17 protein-coding genes are annotated in these 16,466 nt (G+C 46.3%); all 17 read left to right on the top strand.

What is annotated here, in order from left to right; genetic code table 11:
• Positions 1 to 324: 324 nt before the first annotated feature.
• Positions 325 to 2,520 carry a YhgE/Pip family protein gene (locus tag VIG27_RS16195; protein ID WP_394523640.1) on the top strand — a complete coding sequence of 732 codons (2,196 nt, stop codon included), beginning with the start codon at positions 325 to 327 and terminating at the stop codon, positions 2,518 to 2,520.
• Positions 2,477 to 3,667: a hypothetical protein gene (locus tag VIG27_RS16190; protein ID WP_394523638.1), complete on the top strand. Its 1,191-nt coding sequence runs from the start codon at positions 2,477 to 2,479 to the stop codon at positions 3,665 to 3,667. Before VIG27_RS16195 ends, VIG27_RS16190 begins: the two co-directional genes overlap by 44 nt.
• Positions 3,668 to 3,853: 186 nt before the next feature.
• Complete coding sequence (gene trxA, locus VIG27_RS16185; RefSeq protein ID WP_394523636.1) at positions 3,854 to 4,174, top strand: thioredoxin; 321 nt, start codon at positions 3,854 to 3,856, stop codon at positions 4,172 to 4,174.
• Positions 4,175 to 4,400: 226 nt separating this feature from the next.
• Complete coding sequence (locus tag VIG27_RS16180) at positions 4,401 to 5,234, top strand: MerR family transcriptional regulator (protein ID WP_394523635.1); 834 nt, start codon at positions 4,401 to 4,403, stop codon at positions 5,232 to 5,234.
• A gap of 343 nt (positions 5,235 to 5,577) precedes the next feature.
• Entirely contained in the window at positions 5,578 to 6,558 is a 981-nt protein-coding gene (locus VIG27_RS16175; protein WP_394523634.1) for a DMT family transporter, read from the top strand.
• 3 nt (positions 6,559 to 6,561) lie between these two features.
• A complete protein-coding gene (eutM, locus tag VIG27_RS16170) occupies positions 6,562 to 6,852 on the top strand; it encodes an ethanolamine utilization microcompartment protein EutM (protein WP_394523633.1) in 291 nt (96 codons plus the stop codon).
• A 122-nt stretch (positions 6,853 to 6,974) separates the two neighbouring features.
• Complete coding sequence (locus tag VIG27_RS16165) at positions 6,975 to 7,259, top strand: hypothetical protein (protein ID WP_394523632.1); 285 nt, start codon at positions 6,975 to 6,977, stop codon at positions 7,257 to 7,259.
• A 21-nt stretch (positions 7,260 to 7,280) separates the two neighbouring features.
• Complete coding sequence (locus VIG27_RS16160) at positions 7,281 to 7,577, top strand: BMC domain-containing protein (RefSeq protein ID WP_394523631.1); 297 nt, start codon at positions 7,281 to 7,283, stop codon at positions 7,575 to 7,577.
• 17 nt (positions 7,578 to 7,594) lie between these two features.
• Entirely contained in the window at positions 7,595 to 7,903 is a 309-nt protein-coding gene (locus VIG27_RS16155) for a BMC domain-containing protein (protein WP_394523630.1), read from the top strand.
• 30 nt (positions 7,904 to 7,933) lie between these two features.
• The gene (locus VIG27_RS16150; RefSeq protein WP_394523629.1) at positions 7,934 to 9,427 is read left to right on the top strand and encodes an aldehyde dehydrogenase family protein; all 1,494 of its coding nucleotides are present in this window, start codon (positions 7,934 to 7,936) and stop codon (positions 9,425 to 9,427) included.
• 21 nt (positions 9,428 to 9,448) lie between these two features.
• Positions 9,449 to 11,995, top strand: a complete 2,547-nt coding sequence (cutC, locus tag VIG27_RS16145; protein ID WP_394523628.1) for a choline trimethylamine-lyase — start codon at positions 9,449 to 9,451, stop codon at positions 11,993 to 11,995.
• Between the two features lie 23 nt (positions 11,996 to 12,018).
• Complete coding sequence (gene cutD / locus VIG27_RS16140; RefSeq protein WP_394523627.1) at positions 12,019 to 12,972, top strand: choline TMA-lyase-activating enzyme; 954 nt, start codon at positions 12,019 to 12,021, stop codon at positions 12,970 to 12,972.
• A gap of 25 nt (positions 12,973 to 12,997) precedes the next feature.
• Complete coding sequence (locus VIG27_RS16135; RefSeq protein ID WP_394527628.1) at positions 12,998 to 13,327, top strand: BMC domain-containing protein; 330 nt, start codon at positions 12,998 to 13,000, stop codon at positions 13,325 to 13,327.
• A 14-nt stretch (positions 13,328 to 13,341) separates the two neighbouring features.
• Positions 13,342 to 13,767 carry a EutP/PduV family microcompartment system protein gene (locus tag VIG27_RS16130; protein WP_394523625.1) on the top strand — a complete coding sequence of 142 codons (426 nt, stop codon included), beginning with the start codon at positions 13,342 to 13,344 and terminating at the stop codon, positions 13,765 to 13,767.
• Between the two features lie 111 nt (positions 13,768 to 13,878).
• Positions 13,879 to 15,015, top strand: coding sequence for an iron-containing alcohol dehydrogenase (locus tag VIG27_RS16125; protein WP_394523623.1), 1,137 nt, complete (start codon positions 13,879 to 13,881; stop codon positions 15,013 to 15,015).
• Positions 15,015 to 15,632 carry a hypothetical protein gene (locus VIG27_RS16120; protein ID WP_394523622.1) on the top strand — a complete coding sequence of 206 codons (618 nt, stop codon included), beginning with the start codon at positions 15,015 to 15,017 and terminating at the stop codon, positions 15,630 to 15,632. The genes VIG27_RS16125 and VIG27_RS16120 overlap by 1 nt, the downstream gene beginning before the upstream one ends.
• On the top strand, positions 15,614 to 16,459 hold the full coding sequence (gene eutJ / locus VIG27_RS16115; RefSeq protein WP_394523620.1) for an ethanolamine utilization protein EutJ: 846 nt from the start codon (positions 15,614 to 15,616) through the stop codon (positions 16,457 to 16,459). Before VIG27_RS16120 ends, eutJ begins: the two co-directional genes overlap by 19 nt.
• Positions 16,460 to 16,466 lie beyond the last annotated feature (7 nt).

Genomic DNA, 16,466 nt, shown 5'->3' with positions numbered 1-16,466 from the left:
CACATAAAGAAAGATAAAAACACCGGGAAACCTCGTATTTATAAGGAATCCCGGTGTTTACTGGTTTTTCCGTCAATGCCTGTTTACTGGTCCATTTCCCGTCTTGTGCTCTTTGTTTTAAGGTAATTGGGTATTTTCAGGTTATGGGAATTTTTTTATTTTGGAGAAATTATCCGGTTCTTGTAAATTGTTACAGGAACGGAATTCATAATAGAAGGTGATGCAGGGGAGGATTATTTTAACAGGTTTTGGCATTGCATTTAAGAATCAGAAATAATATAATACGGAGTTACATCAATTAAAATTATTACCAAGGAGGCTGCTATGATACATGTAAAGAATATATGGAAAATCTTTGTCGATGATCTAAAACATATTATTATAAATCCTGTTGCAATTATGATTGCCTTGGGACTGATCCTGATCCCGTCTCTGTATGCGTGGTTCAACATTGCGGCGAGCTGGGACCCATATTCCAATACAAAGGGACTGAAGGTGGCAGTTGTCAATGAGGACAAAGGCGCGTCCATAGACAGCATATTTGACACGGATATAGATGATTCCTCCATCAACATCGGAGAGATGATTCTGGATGAGCTGAGAAAGAATGATAAAATCGGCTGGCAGTTTGTAGACAGCACTGATGCCATTGATGGAGTGGAGTCCGGAAAGTATTATGCAGCCGTTGTTGTTCCGGAGGATTTCAGCCAGAAGCTGTCCAGTATCCTTTCCACCAACATTGAACGCCCGGTTTTACAGTATTATGTCAATGAAAAAAAGAATGCCATTGCGACTAAAATCACAGATAAAGGTGTGGAGACGGTTCAGCATCAGATCAATGAGACCTTTATCAATACCACTTCCAAGGTGATCGGCAAGGTGCTTAATAAATATTCCGACGATTGGGGAACGGATAAGGAAACCAACCGACACGATGCCATCAATTCCCTTACCGATGCGAAAAAAGACTTAAATCAGCTGGTGGATACCATCAACATGCTTCAGACCACCCTGCAGACGGTGAATACCTTAAATGACGGAGTGAAAGGGACACTTCCGGATGTGAACAAGATGATCGCTTCCGGCGGACAGACGGCGGACAGTGCCAAGGCTCTGATTGATGCCACCAGAGGGTTCTCCGGCATCATGACGGATGGTCTGGGAGATACCCTTGATAACATCATGAAAATAGAAGAAACGGTATATGAAACCTTTCAGACGGTTGGAAAGCTTACGGATGGGTCCGCAGACATGATCGCGGATTCTTTCAACAATATGCAGAGTCTGCTTCAGGCAGGTTTGGACCAGCTCAATGGAGTGAGGAAGGTTCTTGATACTTTGAATAAGGCCCTTCCAGTTCCTATTGCAGACGGCACGACTCTCCAGCAGCAGCTGACGGCTCTTGCAAAACGGCAGCAGGAAGTGATCAATAAGCTGGCATCTGCGGAAAAAACGGTGCGCCAGACCAGGCATCTGCCCGATGATGTGGAAGAAGACATCGGAAATTCCCTGGACGGACTTTATAACACCATTTCCGACATTTTGAACTTCTATAATGGAAGAGTGGAAGTTCCCTTAAAAGACAGTCTGGATAAAACCTATGATGCATTAGGAGTTACTTCCGGTGCATTGGACAGCATCGGAGGTGTGGTAGGCCAGGTGGACGGCACCCTTTCCAGTGTCAACGCCTCATCCCAGAGCCTGATTGAATCTCTGGACAGTGCCAAAAGCCTGATCGGCAGAAGCCAGGAACGGATTGATGACATCATTGAGGAGATCAATAAAATCGCTGACAGCAAGCAGCTGAATAAAATCATGGATATCATGAAGAATGACCCGGAGCAGTTCAGTGAATTTATGAAAACTCCTACGGATATGGTTACCAATAAGATTTATCCGGTGGCCACCTACGGATCTGCCATGACTCCTTTTTACTCAATTCTTGCAATCTGGGTAGGCGGCATGCTTTTGGTAGCCCTGATCAAGTGCAAGGTGGAAGAAAAACGGGCAGTGGGTCTCAAGCTTTATGAGACTTATCTTGGAAGATATTTAACCTTTTTACTGTTTGGGATTTTGCAGGCACTGGTGGTAGCGCTGGGAGATCTTTATCTGTTAAAGGTCCAGTGTCTGTATCCGGGCAGGTTTATTTTGACGGCCATCGTTGCCAGCATTATTTTCAACAGCATCATCTATTCCGTTACTATCTCCTTTGGAGATGTGGGAAAAGCGATCGCAATTGTATTTATGGTCATTCAGGTAGCAGGTTCCGGCGGTACATTCCCGATTCAGGTAACACCCCGGTTCTTCCAGATGGTGAATCCTCTGCTTCCGTTTACCCATCTGATCAATGCGATGAGAGAGTGTGTTGGCGGAATGTATCAGAATGATTATTGGAGATATTTGGGAAATGTGGCAGTATTTATTCCTATTTCATGGCTGATTGGAATTGTATTGCGGAAGAAGGTGCTGGAACTGAATGAATTTTTTGAAGAAAAACTTAGCGAAACAGGAATCTTTTAAAAAGAAAAAAACACCTCATAGCCATGGAACCCATCCCTGGCTGTTAAGGGGAGCGGTTGCCGTTATCGTTCTTTTAGCGGCGGCTTCCATTGTATGGTATGTGCTGCCCATGTATTACGCCAAATTTTATTTGACCCGTTCTGCGCTCCAGACGAAAGAACGTCTCACAAAATTGTGGGATCAGGACGAAGGGGAAGGCGATGCCTATGAGGATTTTCTAAAGCTGGTTGCCGATGAAGTGAAGTGGAACGGTCATTCCATACTGCTCCTTCCGGGAGGTTTGGGTATCGCATTTACAGAGCAGCGCAATCAGGAAAATACCTTTGCCCAGGGGACCTTGAATGTTTATTTTCTGGGAGCTGTCAGGGAAGGGGTCAGCTATTGGGCCGATGAGGACCGTATGGTATTTTATATCCCTGGAATCACTCCGGCGGCGGCAGTAACCTCACAGGAGGCTTTGAAGAATAGCCTGGGAATCACGGTTACACCGAAAAAGAAGAGCGAAGCTGCGAACCGGATCACAACCATAGAAAAAGATACCATCCGAATGATGAGCCGGAGCGATATCCGTTTTTCCAAACGCAGCGGTAATGGGGTAATGATTGATGCTGCAGTCCCGGCGGCTGAGTTTGATTCTTATCTGTCAAAGCTTGGAGATTACGTTTTGGAAGGTCCTCTAAAGGACATGAAGGAATGGGGCCGGATGCTAAAGGACAGAAAGACACAGGGAGATTTTCAGAAGCTCTCCTTTGTCATTGATGAAAACATGAATGTATCGGAGGTTCATGCCGAAGGGCTGGGAGATTTTGTTCTTGGTTTTGAAAGCAATGGAGGGGTTGTCTTTACGGGGAGCATTTCCCTGGGCGGCAAAGCTCTTTCCGTTGATACAAAGCTCTATTTCGGAAATGGAGCCGAGAAAAAGCGCTCTTTTCAGATTCCCCGGTTGAATGTTACATATGATAACGGCAAGTTCCGTCTTACACTGGAACTGAGCGGCGGTTATGAGGGCGGGAGAATCTCCTCCAGGGACATGGAGCAGGAGAAGCTCTTATCGGCACAGGACCAGCCGGAGCGTGACAGCGTGCAGGAGGCTAAGGAATTATTTATAAAGAAGATCCGGCTTCTTGGCTTTGATCTTGAAGAATAAAAATATCTATTGACAAATGGAACTGTAACTTTTATAATAACAGTAAGAAAGCTGGAATTACAAAAGTTACAGTTTTTTATATTTCATCGTAAATATAGGATAATACACACAATAATGATAAAACTATTTAAATGAACTACCTACATGTGATGTAAGATCATTTGAAATGAAAAAGGAGGAATCTATATGGCAATCGTAACATTATCAAAGGATAATTTTGAATCAGAAGTACTGAATCATAAAGGCATCGTACTGGTGGACTTCTGGGCTACCTGGTGCGGCCCCTGTAAGATGTTTGCTCCCGTTATGGATGAGATAGCAGGTGAGAATATTCCGGATTTAAAGGTAGGAAAGGTCGATGTGGATGAGAATCAGGATTTGGCCGGACAGTTTAAAGTGATGAGCATTCCAACGGTTGGAATTTTCAAAGATGGAAAGCTTGCAGCTACCTCTGTCGGAGTAAAATCCAAAAAAGAAATTATGGATATGGTAAATAATTTAAAGTAATAAATATTTATGATCATGGGCAATTCAGTGTGAAGAATCGCCTGTGATCATTTTTTTTACACTTTTTTTGCTTTTCAAATTCGACAATATCGATTAAAATATTTGTAGAACCTGGTTGACCTTCCCCTATACAGGAAGGATATGCTTGATCTATATGCGATAGGGGTGTATAAGAAGAGGCAAAAGAACTGAATGATGTAGATATACCTACACGAATGGGGGTTATATGAAAGAAAAAAAAGTATACTCTATCGGGGAAGTCAGTAAGATCTGCAATATTTCTACCAAAGCTTTGCGTTTCTATGATAAAATCGGGATCATTGCTCCGGATATGATCTGTAAGGAGAACAGCTACCGGTATTATAACAAAGAAACGCTCCTAACCGTCCCGATCGTCAAATATTACAAACAGATGGGGTTCAAGCTGGAAGAGATGCAGGGGCTTGTGGAAGGAAATACATACTATTATCTGGAACAGAATTTCCGAAACAAGATTGAGCAGCTCCGGGAACAGGAACAGCAGATTCACAACAGCTACATTGCGGTCCGGGATTGGTATGAGCTGATCCAGGAAGGACAGATGGTGCGGGAGCATGATGTTCATGATGTTGCCGTAAAGTATATACCGGCTGTTACCTATTGCAGCATGGAGCAGGAATTTGACTATAATTACATGGAGTCCATTATTAATATTGAGTGGACCAACCACCTGGAGCACGCAGAGAATGAGATTACCGGAGCGGTGATCTTAAAATTTCAGTCTTTTGAAGAAAAGATGACGGGGAACTGTAAGCGTGCAACCATTATGCAGGAAGCCATTCATCCCTGCAAGGATTGCAGTAACCGCCAGACTTACGGCGGCTTTATGGCTGCATCGGTTTATCACATCGGTAAATTCGAGACCATTGATAAGGAATACGAAAGAATTTTGGACTGGGCCGCAAAGAAAGGATATCAGTGCGGAACGGAAAGCTATGAGCGGTACGTGGTGGATTACTGGACGACCAGAGATCCCAACGAATTTGTTGCTGAGGTTATTGTTCCAATTTTCAGAAAGTAATTGCCTTTGATGCAGAATTCAATAAAAGGATTCCGTGTCAAAGGCGTTTTTAAGTTCCGAAGGTTTAAGTAACATCATAAACCCGATTTACATATATTTCAGGCGCATATGAGGGAATATCCGTATTTCCCAGTGATTGAATGTAAAAAAATACAAAAACTGGTTGACATTCCCCATAAGGGTAAGTCCTATACTAAATGCATAGAAAAATACATGACGTCAAATAAAAATTGGTGACATTAACTGGCGAAGGGTGTTTTCTAAGCGTTTTCAGCTGAACGTGAAAGAAAAATAGAAAGAGTGTATAATTATGCACTCTTCAAATGGGGGAGGAAGTCTAAAGATGACAGAAACACGAAAGAAATTTAAGAAAATTGGCATCACAGCCGGTGTGATATCCGGACTTACGTATGGTTTATACACGACCTTCGTATTGATCGCGGGCAATTACAAACCGCTTGCAGGAGCAGGAGAGGTAATTCCGGGACTTGCAGGAGCGCTTATCCTTGCTTATGTGACCTCCGGAATGAACGATCTGTTCGCTGGCTTATGGCTCACCATCTACAACTTCAAAACCGGGCGCATCAGGGAATTGGGCAGAAGCTTAAAACTGTTTCCAGGTAAGATCTCGCTGGTCGGTTCTTTTGTAGGCGGACCGATTGCCAGCGGTGCATATATTTTAGGGCTTAACATGGCAGGAGCCTATGCGATTCCTATTTCAGCCATGTATATCCTTTTTGGAGCGTTCTTCTCAAGAATCATATTAAAGCAGAAGATCGTACCGAGAGTGGGTGCAGGTATGCTGATCTGTGTCATTGGAGCCGTGGTTATCAACTGGGTGAAACCGGAAGGAAGCTCTAATTTTACACTTGGAATTATTTTTGCATTTGTTGCAGCCGTTGGCTGGGCGCTGGAAGGCGTGTTTGCAGCCTATGGAAGTGCCATGCTGGATTCTGATGTTCTCATTAACATCCGTCAGCTTTTATCCGGTATCGTAGACTTGTTTGTGATTCTGCCGATCATAGGCGGCATGGGCCTTTTGGGAGATACGATGCAGTCCGTACCACCGGTTGCATGGCTCTTGCTTTCCGGATTTTGTGCGGCTGTTTCTTACCTGTGCTGGTATAAATCCAACAGCACCGTAGGCTGTGCAGTAGGAATGTCCCTTAATATTACCTACGCCTTCTGGGGCGTGCTTTTCTGTATTCTGTTCGTAAATCAGCCTGTCACCCCTACCATTATCATCGGTTCGGTCATCATTATCACAGGCGCAGTTTTAGTTTCCGTGAACCCAATGGAGCTGTTAGGGAAAAAGGAGGAATAAGCAATGAAATATGATGCATTAGGAATGATTGAAACAAAGGGATTGGTTGGTTCCATTGAAGCTGCAGATGCTATGGTAAAGGCAGCGAATGTTACGCTGATGGGTAAGGAATTTGTAGGCGGCGGACTGGTTACTGTTATGGTAAGAGGAGATGTAGGTGCTGTGAAGGCAGCAACTGACGCCGGTGCAGCAGCAGCTTCGAGAGTTGGAGAGCTGGTTTCTGTTCATGTGATCCCGCGTCCTCACCCAGAGGTGGAGACGATTCTTCCCAAAGACAAGAGGGAGAATCAGTAATGAGCCGGGACATCTATGGCAGGCAGTGCAGTAGGTATGTCCTTAAATGTCACCTATGCGTTATGGGGCGATTCTGGTGACCATGAATCCACTTGATTTCTTTAAGAAAGGGGAATAAAGGTATGTTATTACCAGCAAGAACAGCGGTATTAAACTATTTATACGGAGTGAAAAATGCAGACGTTGACCAAATTATGGAGGCATTAAAGCCGCTTTACGGCGGAGAGCGCCAGTTTACAAAAGAACGTTATATGGATCATGTGATGTCTTTGGAAGCGAATGGAATGGTGAATCTAAGCAGCTATGATTTGGATAAGAACGGAGAACTGCGTATGTGCTACGAGATCAATGACGAGGGAAGAAGTGCCGTTGATAAGTACGTAGACAAAAAATACCGTCACAAATAAATTTGAGGAGGTTTGCGTAAGGTGAGATATTACGGAGATGAAGCGTTAGGACTTGTGGAAACCATCGGACTGGTTCCGGCACTGGAAGCTGCGGATAAGATGTTAAAAGCAGCGGATGTGGAATTAATTTCTTATGAAAATGTAGGCTCCACGTTAGTTACCATTATGGTAAAGGGCGATGTTGCAGCGGTACGTTCCTCTGTAGAGGCAGGAGCAGAGGCTGCTGCGGCGATTGGCAAGCTGACAGCAAAGAATGTTATGCCAAGACCGATCAAAGAGGTCGGTGACATTGTATCAGTACATGATATAGACGCATAAAGAGAGGAAAACAGTATATGGAAAGATATGAAGCCATAGGCGCAATTGAAACATTTGGTTTGGTATTCGTACTGGAAGCGGCTGATGCAATGTGTAAGGCAGCGGAAGTGGAGCTGGTTGGATATGAGAACGTAGCTTCCGGCTATATCTCCGTCCTGGTTCAGGGCGATGTGGGAGCCTGCAAGACTGCAGTAGAAGCAGGCGTCAAGGCGGTTAATAACATGGGAGCTGAGGTATACAGCTCTGTAGTTATCCCAAGACCCCATCCCGATCTTGCTAAGATCGTAAAAAGATACGCAATCCCGACTCCTCCTGCAGAGGAATAACAGGAATCCCGAACGAAGGGAGTAATGGAAATGAGTTTTATAGATAAAGACCTGCTCTCCATCCAGGAGGCCAGGATTTTAATGGAAAGCGCACGAGAAGCCAGAGAAAGCATGCTTACCTTCCCCCAGGAAACGCTGGATCATATCGTAGGTGTTCTTGCTGCTGCTGCAAAAGAAATGGCAGAGGAGCTGGCGGTCATGTCTGCAGAAGAAACCGGATATGGACGCTGGCAGGATAAATTTGTGAAAAACAAATTTATCTGTGAAACTCTTCCGGATCAGCTGAAACAAATGAAATGCGTCGGAATCTTACAGGAAGATGCAGTACTTAAAACCATGGACATCGGTGTTCCAATCGGCGTGATTGCTGCATTAACTCCGGCAATAAGCCCGGTCTCCACAGCCATCTACAATGTGCTTATCGCTGTAAAGTCCGGTAACCCTATCGTGATCGCCCCCCATGAACGGGCAAAGAATGTCACCGGGAAGCTGCTTGCCCGTATGCAGGAAGCAGGGAAGAGCTGCGGACTGCCGGAAGGAGCTATCGGTTATTTAAAGACAGTGACAGAGTCCGGTGCCCTGGAACTGATTCATCATCCGGCCGCTGCCGTTATTGTCAACACCGGAGTGCCCCAATTGTGCCGCAAGGCAGCAAAAAGCGGAAAACCTTATATCTACGGCGGAACGGGCAACGGACCGGTGTTCATTGAACGGACGGCAGATATAAGACAGGCGGTGGAAGATATCATTGCCAGCCGCACCTTTGATTACGGAATCGTGTCAGCCGCGGAGCAGTATATGGTGGTTGACAGTGTGATCGCAGCAGATGTAAAGGCAGAGATGCAAAAGAACGGTGCTTATTTCATGAACCGGGAGGAAGAAGAAAAGCTGATCGGACTTCTTTGTCTGGATAATGGAAAAGCGGATACAGAGATTATGGGCCGGCCGGCGTTTGAGCTTGCAAAAAGGGCAGGATTTTTAGTTCCGCCTGCCACCACGGTTTTGGTTTCGGAACAGAAATACATTTCTGACAGGAATCCGTTTGCAAGAGAACTGCTTTGTCCCGTCCTTGCCTATTACATCGAGCCTGACTGGATGCATGCCTGTGAGAAGTGCATGAGCCTTTTGGTCAATGAAAGCCATGGGCACACCCTGGTGATCCATTCCAGAGACGAGGAAGTAATCCGCCAGTTCGCATTGAAAAAACCGGTCGGAAGAGTTCTTGTGAACACTCCGGCCACCTTGGGAAGCATGGGAGCGACTGCAAATCTGTTCCCGGCCATGACCTTGGGAAGCATTACGTCAGGTGCAGGAATGACTGCAGACAATGTTTCCCCCATGAATTTTATATATACACGGAAAGTGGCATATGGAGTCCGCAAAGCTGAGGAATTCTTAAAGCGGACGAACAAAGCGGCTCAGGGGCATGAATCAACCCAGGAGGAAAAAGGCGGTGCAGACGACGCCAAGGCTCTGTTAAAGCAGATCTTAGAGGCACTGTCTAAGGAACTGGAGGAAAAATAATAGAAAGAGAGGGAAATCGTATTGGATATTCGTGAATTTTCTAATAAATTTGTAGAAGCTACGAAGAACATGTCGCCGGAAGAAAGAGCTTCCCTGATGAAGATGTTTGAAACTGTTTCCGAAGAAATCAATAAAAAGGAGTCCGCTCCCCAGACGGCAGGTTTCAGCCCGGAAGAGGGGACAGAAATTCCCGATGGCATCACGCAAAGACTTAAAAAATTAAAAGACAATTATATGACCCACAAGCCGTCAATCACAACATACCGTGCCCGTGCGATCACGAAGATCGCAAAAGAGAATCCCGGTATGCCAAAGATCATGCTTCGTGCAAAATGTTTCCGTTACTGCTGCGAGACTGCACCCCTTGTGATTCAGGACAACGAGCTGATCGTCGGTGCTCCCTGCGGCGCACCCCGTGCAGGTGCCTTTTCTCCGGACATTGCATGGAGATGGATGGTGGATGAGATCGACACCATTGGAACCCGTCCTCAGGACCCGTTCTATATTTCCGAAGAAGACAAGAAAATCATGAAGGAAGAGCTTTTCCCGTTCTGGGAGGGCAAATCAGTCGATGAGTATTGTGAGAATCAGTACCGTGAGGCAGGTGTGTGGGAATTATCAGGAGAATCCTTTGTATCAGACTGTTCCTACCATGCCATTAACGGCGGCGGGGATTCCAATCCGGGCTATGATGTGATCCTTATGAAAAAAGGGATGCTGGATATCCAGCAGGAGGCCAGAGATCATTTAAAAGAACTGGATTATGAAAATCCGGATGATATCGAAAAGATTTATTTCTACAAATCCATCATTGATACCACCGAAGGCGTTATGATCTATGCAAAGAGACTTTCCGAGTATGCGAAAGAACTTGCGGCAAAGGAAACCAATCCCAAACGTAAGGACGAGCTTTTAAAGATCGCCGAGGTAAATGCACATGTTCCGGCTCACAAGCCAAGGACGTTCTGGGAAGCCATCCAGGCCGTATGGACCATCGAATCCCTTCTTGTAGTGGAAGAGAACCAGACCGGTATGTCCATCGGACGTGTTGACCAGTATATGTACCCCTTCTACAAAGACGATATCGAATCCGGCCGTATGAATGACTTCCAGGCATTCGAGCTTGCAGGCTGTATGCTCATCAAGATGTCTGAGATGATGTGGATCACCAGCGAAGGCGGTTCCAAATTCTTCGCAGGATACCAGCCATTCGTTAATATGTGCGTGGGCGGTGTGACCAGAAGCGGACATGATGCGACCAATGAACTGACTTACCTTTTAATGGATGCGGTCCGTCACGTGAAAATTTACCAGCCGTCGCTGGCCTGCCGGATCCACAACAAGTCGCCCAAGAAGTACTTAAAGAAGATCGTGGACGTGGTTCGTTCCGGTATGGGCTTCCCTGCCTGCCACTTTGACGATGCCCATATCAAGATGATGCTTGCAAAAGGCGTTTCCATCGAAGATGCCCGTGACTACTGTCTTATGGGCTGCGTAGAGCCTCAGAAGTCCGGCCGTTTATATCAGTGGACCTCCACGGCTTATACCCAGTGGCCGATCTGTATCGAGCTTGTATTAAACCATGGTGTACCGTTATGGTATGGCAAGCAGGTTTGCCCGGATATGGGGGATTTAAGCAGATTCAAGACTTACGAAGAATTTGAAGCAGCCGTAAAAGAAGAGATCAAATACATTACAAAATGGACCGACGTGGCAACGGTGATTTCCCAGCGTGTCCACAGAGAGCTTGCACCAAAGCCTCTTATGTCCATCATGTATGAAGGCTGTATGGAAAAAGCCAAGGATGTATCCGCAGGCGGAGCGATGTACAACTTCGGACCTGGTGTGGTATGGTCAGGACTTGCTACCTATGCAGATTCCATGGCAGCCATCAAGAAGCTTGTATTTGAGGAAAAGAAATATACCTTAGAGGAGTTGAATACGGCATTAAAGGCAGACTTCGCCGGTTATGAGCATATCCGTACCGATTGCCTCAACGCTCCCAAATACGGAAATGACGATGATTACGCAGATTTGATCGCTGCGGACTTAATCGACTTTACCGAGCGAGAGCACAGAAAGTTTAAAACATTATATTCGGTGTTAAGCCATGGTACGTTATCCATTTCCAACAACACTCCATTCGGACAGATGACCGGTGCTTCTGCCAACGGACGTCATGCATGGCTTCCGCTTTCCGATGGTATCAGCCCGACACAGGGGGCCGACTATAAGGGCCCAACGGCTATCATCAAGTCCATTTCCAAGATGGCAAACGATTCCATGAACATCGGTATGGTACATAACTTTAAGATTATGGCCGGACTTCTTGATACACCGGAAGGAGAAGAGAGCTTGATTACTCTTCTTCGTACCGCTTGTATGTTCGGAAACGGAGAAATGCAGTTCAACTATCTGGATAACAATACTCTGATCGAAGCCCAGAAGCATCCGGAGCAGTACCGTGACCTGATCGTGCGTGTTGCAGGATACAGTGCGTTCTTCGTAGAACTGTGCAAAGATGTTCAGGATGAGATTATCAGCAGAACCATGCTGACACATTTCTGATAAAGAAACGGAGATAAATCACAATGGACCATGGAAATACAGGAGAAATTGAACGTAAGGCGCTGATCTTTAATGTGCAGAAGTACAATATGTATGACGGGCCGGGTGTCAGAACCCTGGTATTCTTCAAAGGCTGTCCGCTCCGGTGCAAATGGTGTGCCAACCCGGAAGGGCTGGAACGGAAGTTCCAGGTGATGTATAAAAGAAATTCCTGTGTAAGCTGCGGGGCCTGCGAAAAGGTATGCCCCGTGGGAATCCATGTGAGATCCAAAGAGACCGGTAACCATGAAATTTTGCGGGAAAAGGACTGCATTGGATGCATGAAATGCAGGAATGTCTGCCCGAATGCGGCGCTTAGCATTGCCGGAGAGGTAAAAACCATTTCGGAACTGCTTAAAGTCGTGGAGGAGGATGCTGCATTTTATGATATTTCCGGCGGCGGGGTGACCCTTGGCGGAGGAGAAGTGACCTCCCAGCCGGAAGCAGCCTTAAACCTTTTGATGGCCTGTAAGCGGGAAGGAATCAATACAGCGATTGAGACCTGCGGTTATACAAAAACGGAAACTATTTTAAAGATAGCAGAATACGTAGACTTATTTCTCTTTGACATAAAGCATATGGACCCCGTAAGACATAACGAGCTGGTGGGTGTAAACAACGAACAGATCCTGACCAATCTAAAGGAACTGCTTCACCGCCGGTACAATGTCAAGGTGCGTATGCCTATGCTCAAAGGAATCAATGACAGCAAAGAAGAGATTGATGCGGTGATCAGATTTTTGATGCCGTTCCGTGATTATAAGAATTTTAAAGGAATTGATTTACTCCCTTATCACAAGCTGGGCGTCAACAAATACAACCAGCTGGATATGGAGTACCCCATCAACGGTGACCCAAGCTTAAATGCGGAGGATTTGGACCGGATCGAAGGATGGATGAAGGAATATCAATTTCCGGTTAATGTGGTAAAGCACTAGGAAAGGGGAAAACGTCGTGGTAGAGATGCAGCGTGTCATAGAGGAATCTGTTCCGGGAAAACAGGTTACCATCGCTCATGTGATCGCAGCCCCCATTGGGGAGGTATATGAATGTCTGGGCATTGATGAACTCGGTGCCATCGGAATCCTTACTCTGTCTCCCTATGAAACGTCCATCATTGCAGCCGATATTGCGGCAAAGGCAGCGGACGTAACTGTGGGGTTTTTAGACCGGTTTACCGGATCTGTCATCATTGCGGGCGACGTGGATAGTGTGGAAACCGCTTTAACTGCCGTATGCGATATTTTAAAACGCATACTTGGTTATACGGTGCCTCCGATTACAAAGACATGAGAAAGAAGAGGATCATGCTCATTGGACCCGGTGGCAGCGGGAAAACCTCCCTGGCCAATGTCTTAAATGGCATAGAAGGCCCTGCGAGGCGGACCCAGAACATGGTATATGGGGAAAAGACTCTTGATGTTCCAGGGGTCTACTTAGAAAGTCCATGGATGCACAAGCATATGATTGCGGCAGCCCAGGACGCCTCCCATGTACTGATGCTGGTACGCCAGTCTTCCTGCCGGGAAAGCTATCCGCCGGGATTTGCGAAAGCATTCCGGGTTCCGGTCATCGGAGTGATAACCGGAAGCGGAGAGAAGCCGGAAAATGACGGCTGGTGTATCCGTCAGTTAAGAAAGACAGGAGTTTTGGGACCCTGTTTTCATATCAATCTCGGAGACAAGACCGGTCTTTGTGAGTTGATGGAAGCGTTATACCTGTACACCCGATGAAGCGGGGTGGGCTCTGCCCAATAAAGCTGGGCAATTTTAAAGAAACACCTAAAGGTATACCTGTATGCCCAATAAAGCTGGGCAAATATAAGGAAAGGAGGGAAATGTAACGTGGAGCAATTTGTAATGAGTACAAAGGTTTATATGGGATCTTCCTGTCTGGATAAGATAAAGGAGCTTCCGGTAGAAAAGGCTTATATCATTTGTGACCCTTTTATGGCTCAGTCAGGAAAGGTAAACATGATCACTGATCTTTTAACAGAAAAGGGAAGCAGCTTTGAAGTATTTTCAGAGGTAGTACCGGACCCTACCATTGAAGTGGTTTCAAAAGCCATTGGACGGATGCAGTGCTTCGGACCGGATGCGGTGATCGCTCTTGGCGGCGGGTCCGCCATTGATACGGCAAAGGCAGCCAGCAGCATTTATACCCGCATGGGAAATGAAAAGCTGTATCTGATCGCAGTTCCGACGACCAGCGGTACGGGAAGTGAAGTAACTAATTTTTCCGTCATCTCTGATCCTCAGGCACAGGCAAAATATCCGCTTCGCTCGGACCGTATGGTACCGGATGCGGCATTTTTAGACCCGCGCTTTACCGTATCGGTTCCGCCTCATATTACGGCAGACACAGGAATGGATGTTCTCACTCATGCCCTGGAAGCTTATGTTTCCACCAATGCAGGTGATTTTACCGATGCCTGTGCGGAAAAAGCAGTCAGACTGGTGTGGAACTATCTTGCGCGCACTGTAGAAGAAGGAAGCGACATGGAAGCCAGAACACGTATGCACAACGCATCCTGCTTGGCAGGCGTCGCCTTTAACGGAGCTTCCCTGGGACTTTGCCACAGCATGGCACATGCCCTGGGAGCAAGATTTCACATTCCTCATGGAAGAAGCAATGCAATTTTACTTCCACATGTAATCAGCTACAATGCAGGATTGGAAGAACCAGGAGAATACCCAGCCTGCGGCCGTTATGTGGAGATCGCAAACATGCTTGGGATCGCAGCCGGAACCGAAAAGGCCACGGTACACGGCCTGGTGCGTCATATCAGGAATCTGATGAATAAGATTAGGATACCGCAGCAGATCACTGATTTGAACGTGGATCGGGATGAGTTTTTACAGGCGGTAGAGGAAATGGCAGAAAAGGCACTTCATGATAACTGCACATTGACCAACCCAAGAGTGCCGACGGAAGCAGATATTGCTGGTCTCTACCGTAAATTGTGTAAGGGGGGCTTTTAATGAAATTCATTACAGAAGACGATTTGAGAATTTTATTTCGCAGAGAACCCTTTACCTCTTATGATCTTCCGAAAGGAGCCAGATTGACACCAGGGGGAAGGCAGTTTCTGGTGGATAAAAAAATCTCCTTTTTTGATGATCCTATGTCGGGGAAACGAAGGACACCAAAACCGGAAGAAAAAAAAGAAGAAACACCAAAGCAGGAGATGAGCAGCCAGCTGTTACTGTTGAAGAGAAAAACTCTTCAGGCACAATTTTTGGAAGCAGGGCTTTCCCTGATGGAGCGGGATGTGCTGTTGGCAGAACAGGTATTCGATTTGGAACGGAGACTTTCTTTTTTGGGGAAAGAAAGCACGGGGAAAGAGAATGAATTTCAATCCTGCACTGGTTTTGATCAAGATAATTTTCACAAACCTTTGGAAGACTGTTTTGAGATTACAGGCTTTCATGCCCAGTCGGAAAAAGGAAGAGAGATCGTTTTACTGCACCGTCTTCGCTGCAGCGTAAGAGAACTGGCAGCGGAAGCAGGAGACGAAAGTTTCAACCCGGTCATTAACCGTTTATCACAGATGATTTGTCTGGCATATGGAGGGAAAGCATGTCAAAAAAAGAAATAACATTTGATAGCTGCAATGAACTGGTCAGCCGGTTTGAAGCAGTGGTGAAACATCCTGTAAAAGGGACGTCTTCTGTGTACTATACCGGAGTGGATCTTGGAACAGCGTGTGTGGTACTGGCAGTACTTGACGAAAACTACAAGCCGGTCGCCGGTGCTTACCGGTATGCAGATGTGGTCCGTGACGGAATGGTAGTGGATTACATCGGCGCGATCCGGGTCGTTCGGGAGCTGAAGGCGGAACTTGAGGAAAAGCTGGACACCCAGCTGCTATATGCAGCTGCAGCCATTCCTCCGGGAACCGATGCTCTGGACGGAGGAGCCATTAAGAATGTGGTGCAGGGTGCGGGATTTGAGATCACTGCACTTCTTGATGAGCCGACGGCGGCCAATGCAGTGTTAAAGATCGAAAACGGAGCGGTCGTGGATATCGGCGGCGGAACCACCGGAATTTCCATTTTAAAGGATGGAAAAGTGGTGTATGTGGCTGACGAACCCACAGGTGGAACCCATTTTTCCCTGGTAGTTTCCGGTGCGTATAACATGTCTTTTTCGGAAGCAGAAGTTTATAAGCGCAAGGAAGAAAACCACAAGGAACTGCTTCCGGTATTAAAGCCGGTGGTGGAAAAAGTGGCCTCCATCATCAGCCGTCACATCGTGGGGCATGACGTGGATGAGATCTATCTGGTAGGGGGAACCTGCTGTCTGACCGGAATCGAAGGAATCATAGAAAAACAGACGGGAATCAGGACAAGAAAGCCTGAAAACCCAATGTTTGTAACGCCTCTTGGAATCGCATTCTCCTGTACCCAGGAGGAAATGGCATAAAAAAGGA

Source organism: Lacrimispora sinapis, from assembly GCF_043633585.1.
Lineage (GTDB): Bacteria > Bacillota > Clostridia > Lachnospirales > Lachnospiraceae > Lacrimispora > Lacrimispora sinapis.
Note: the sequence above shows the minus strand (reverse complement) of the source record. Positions and strands in the feature narration are given on the sequence as shown.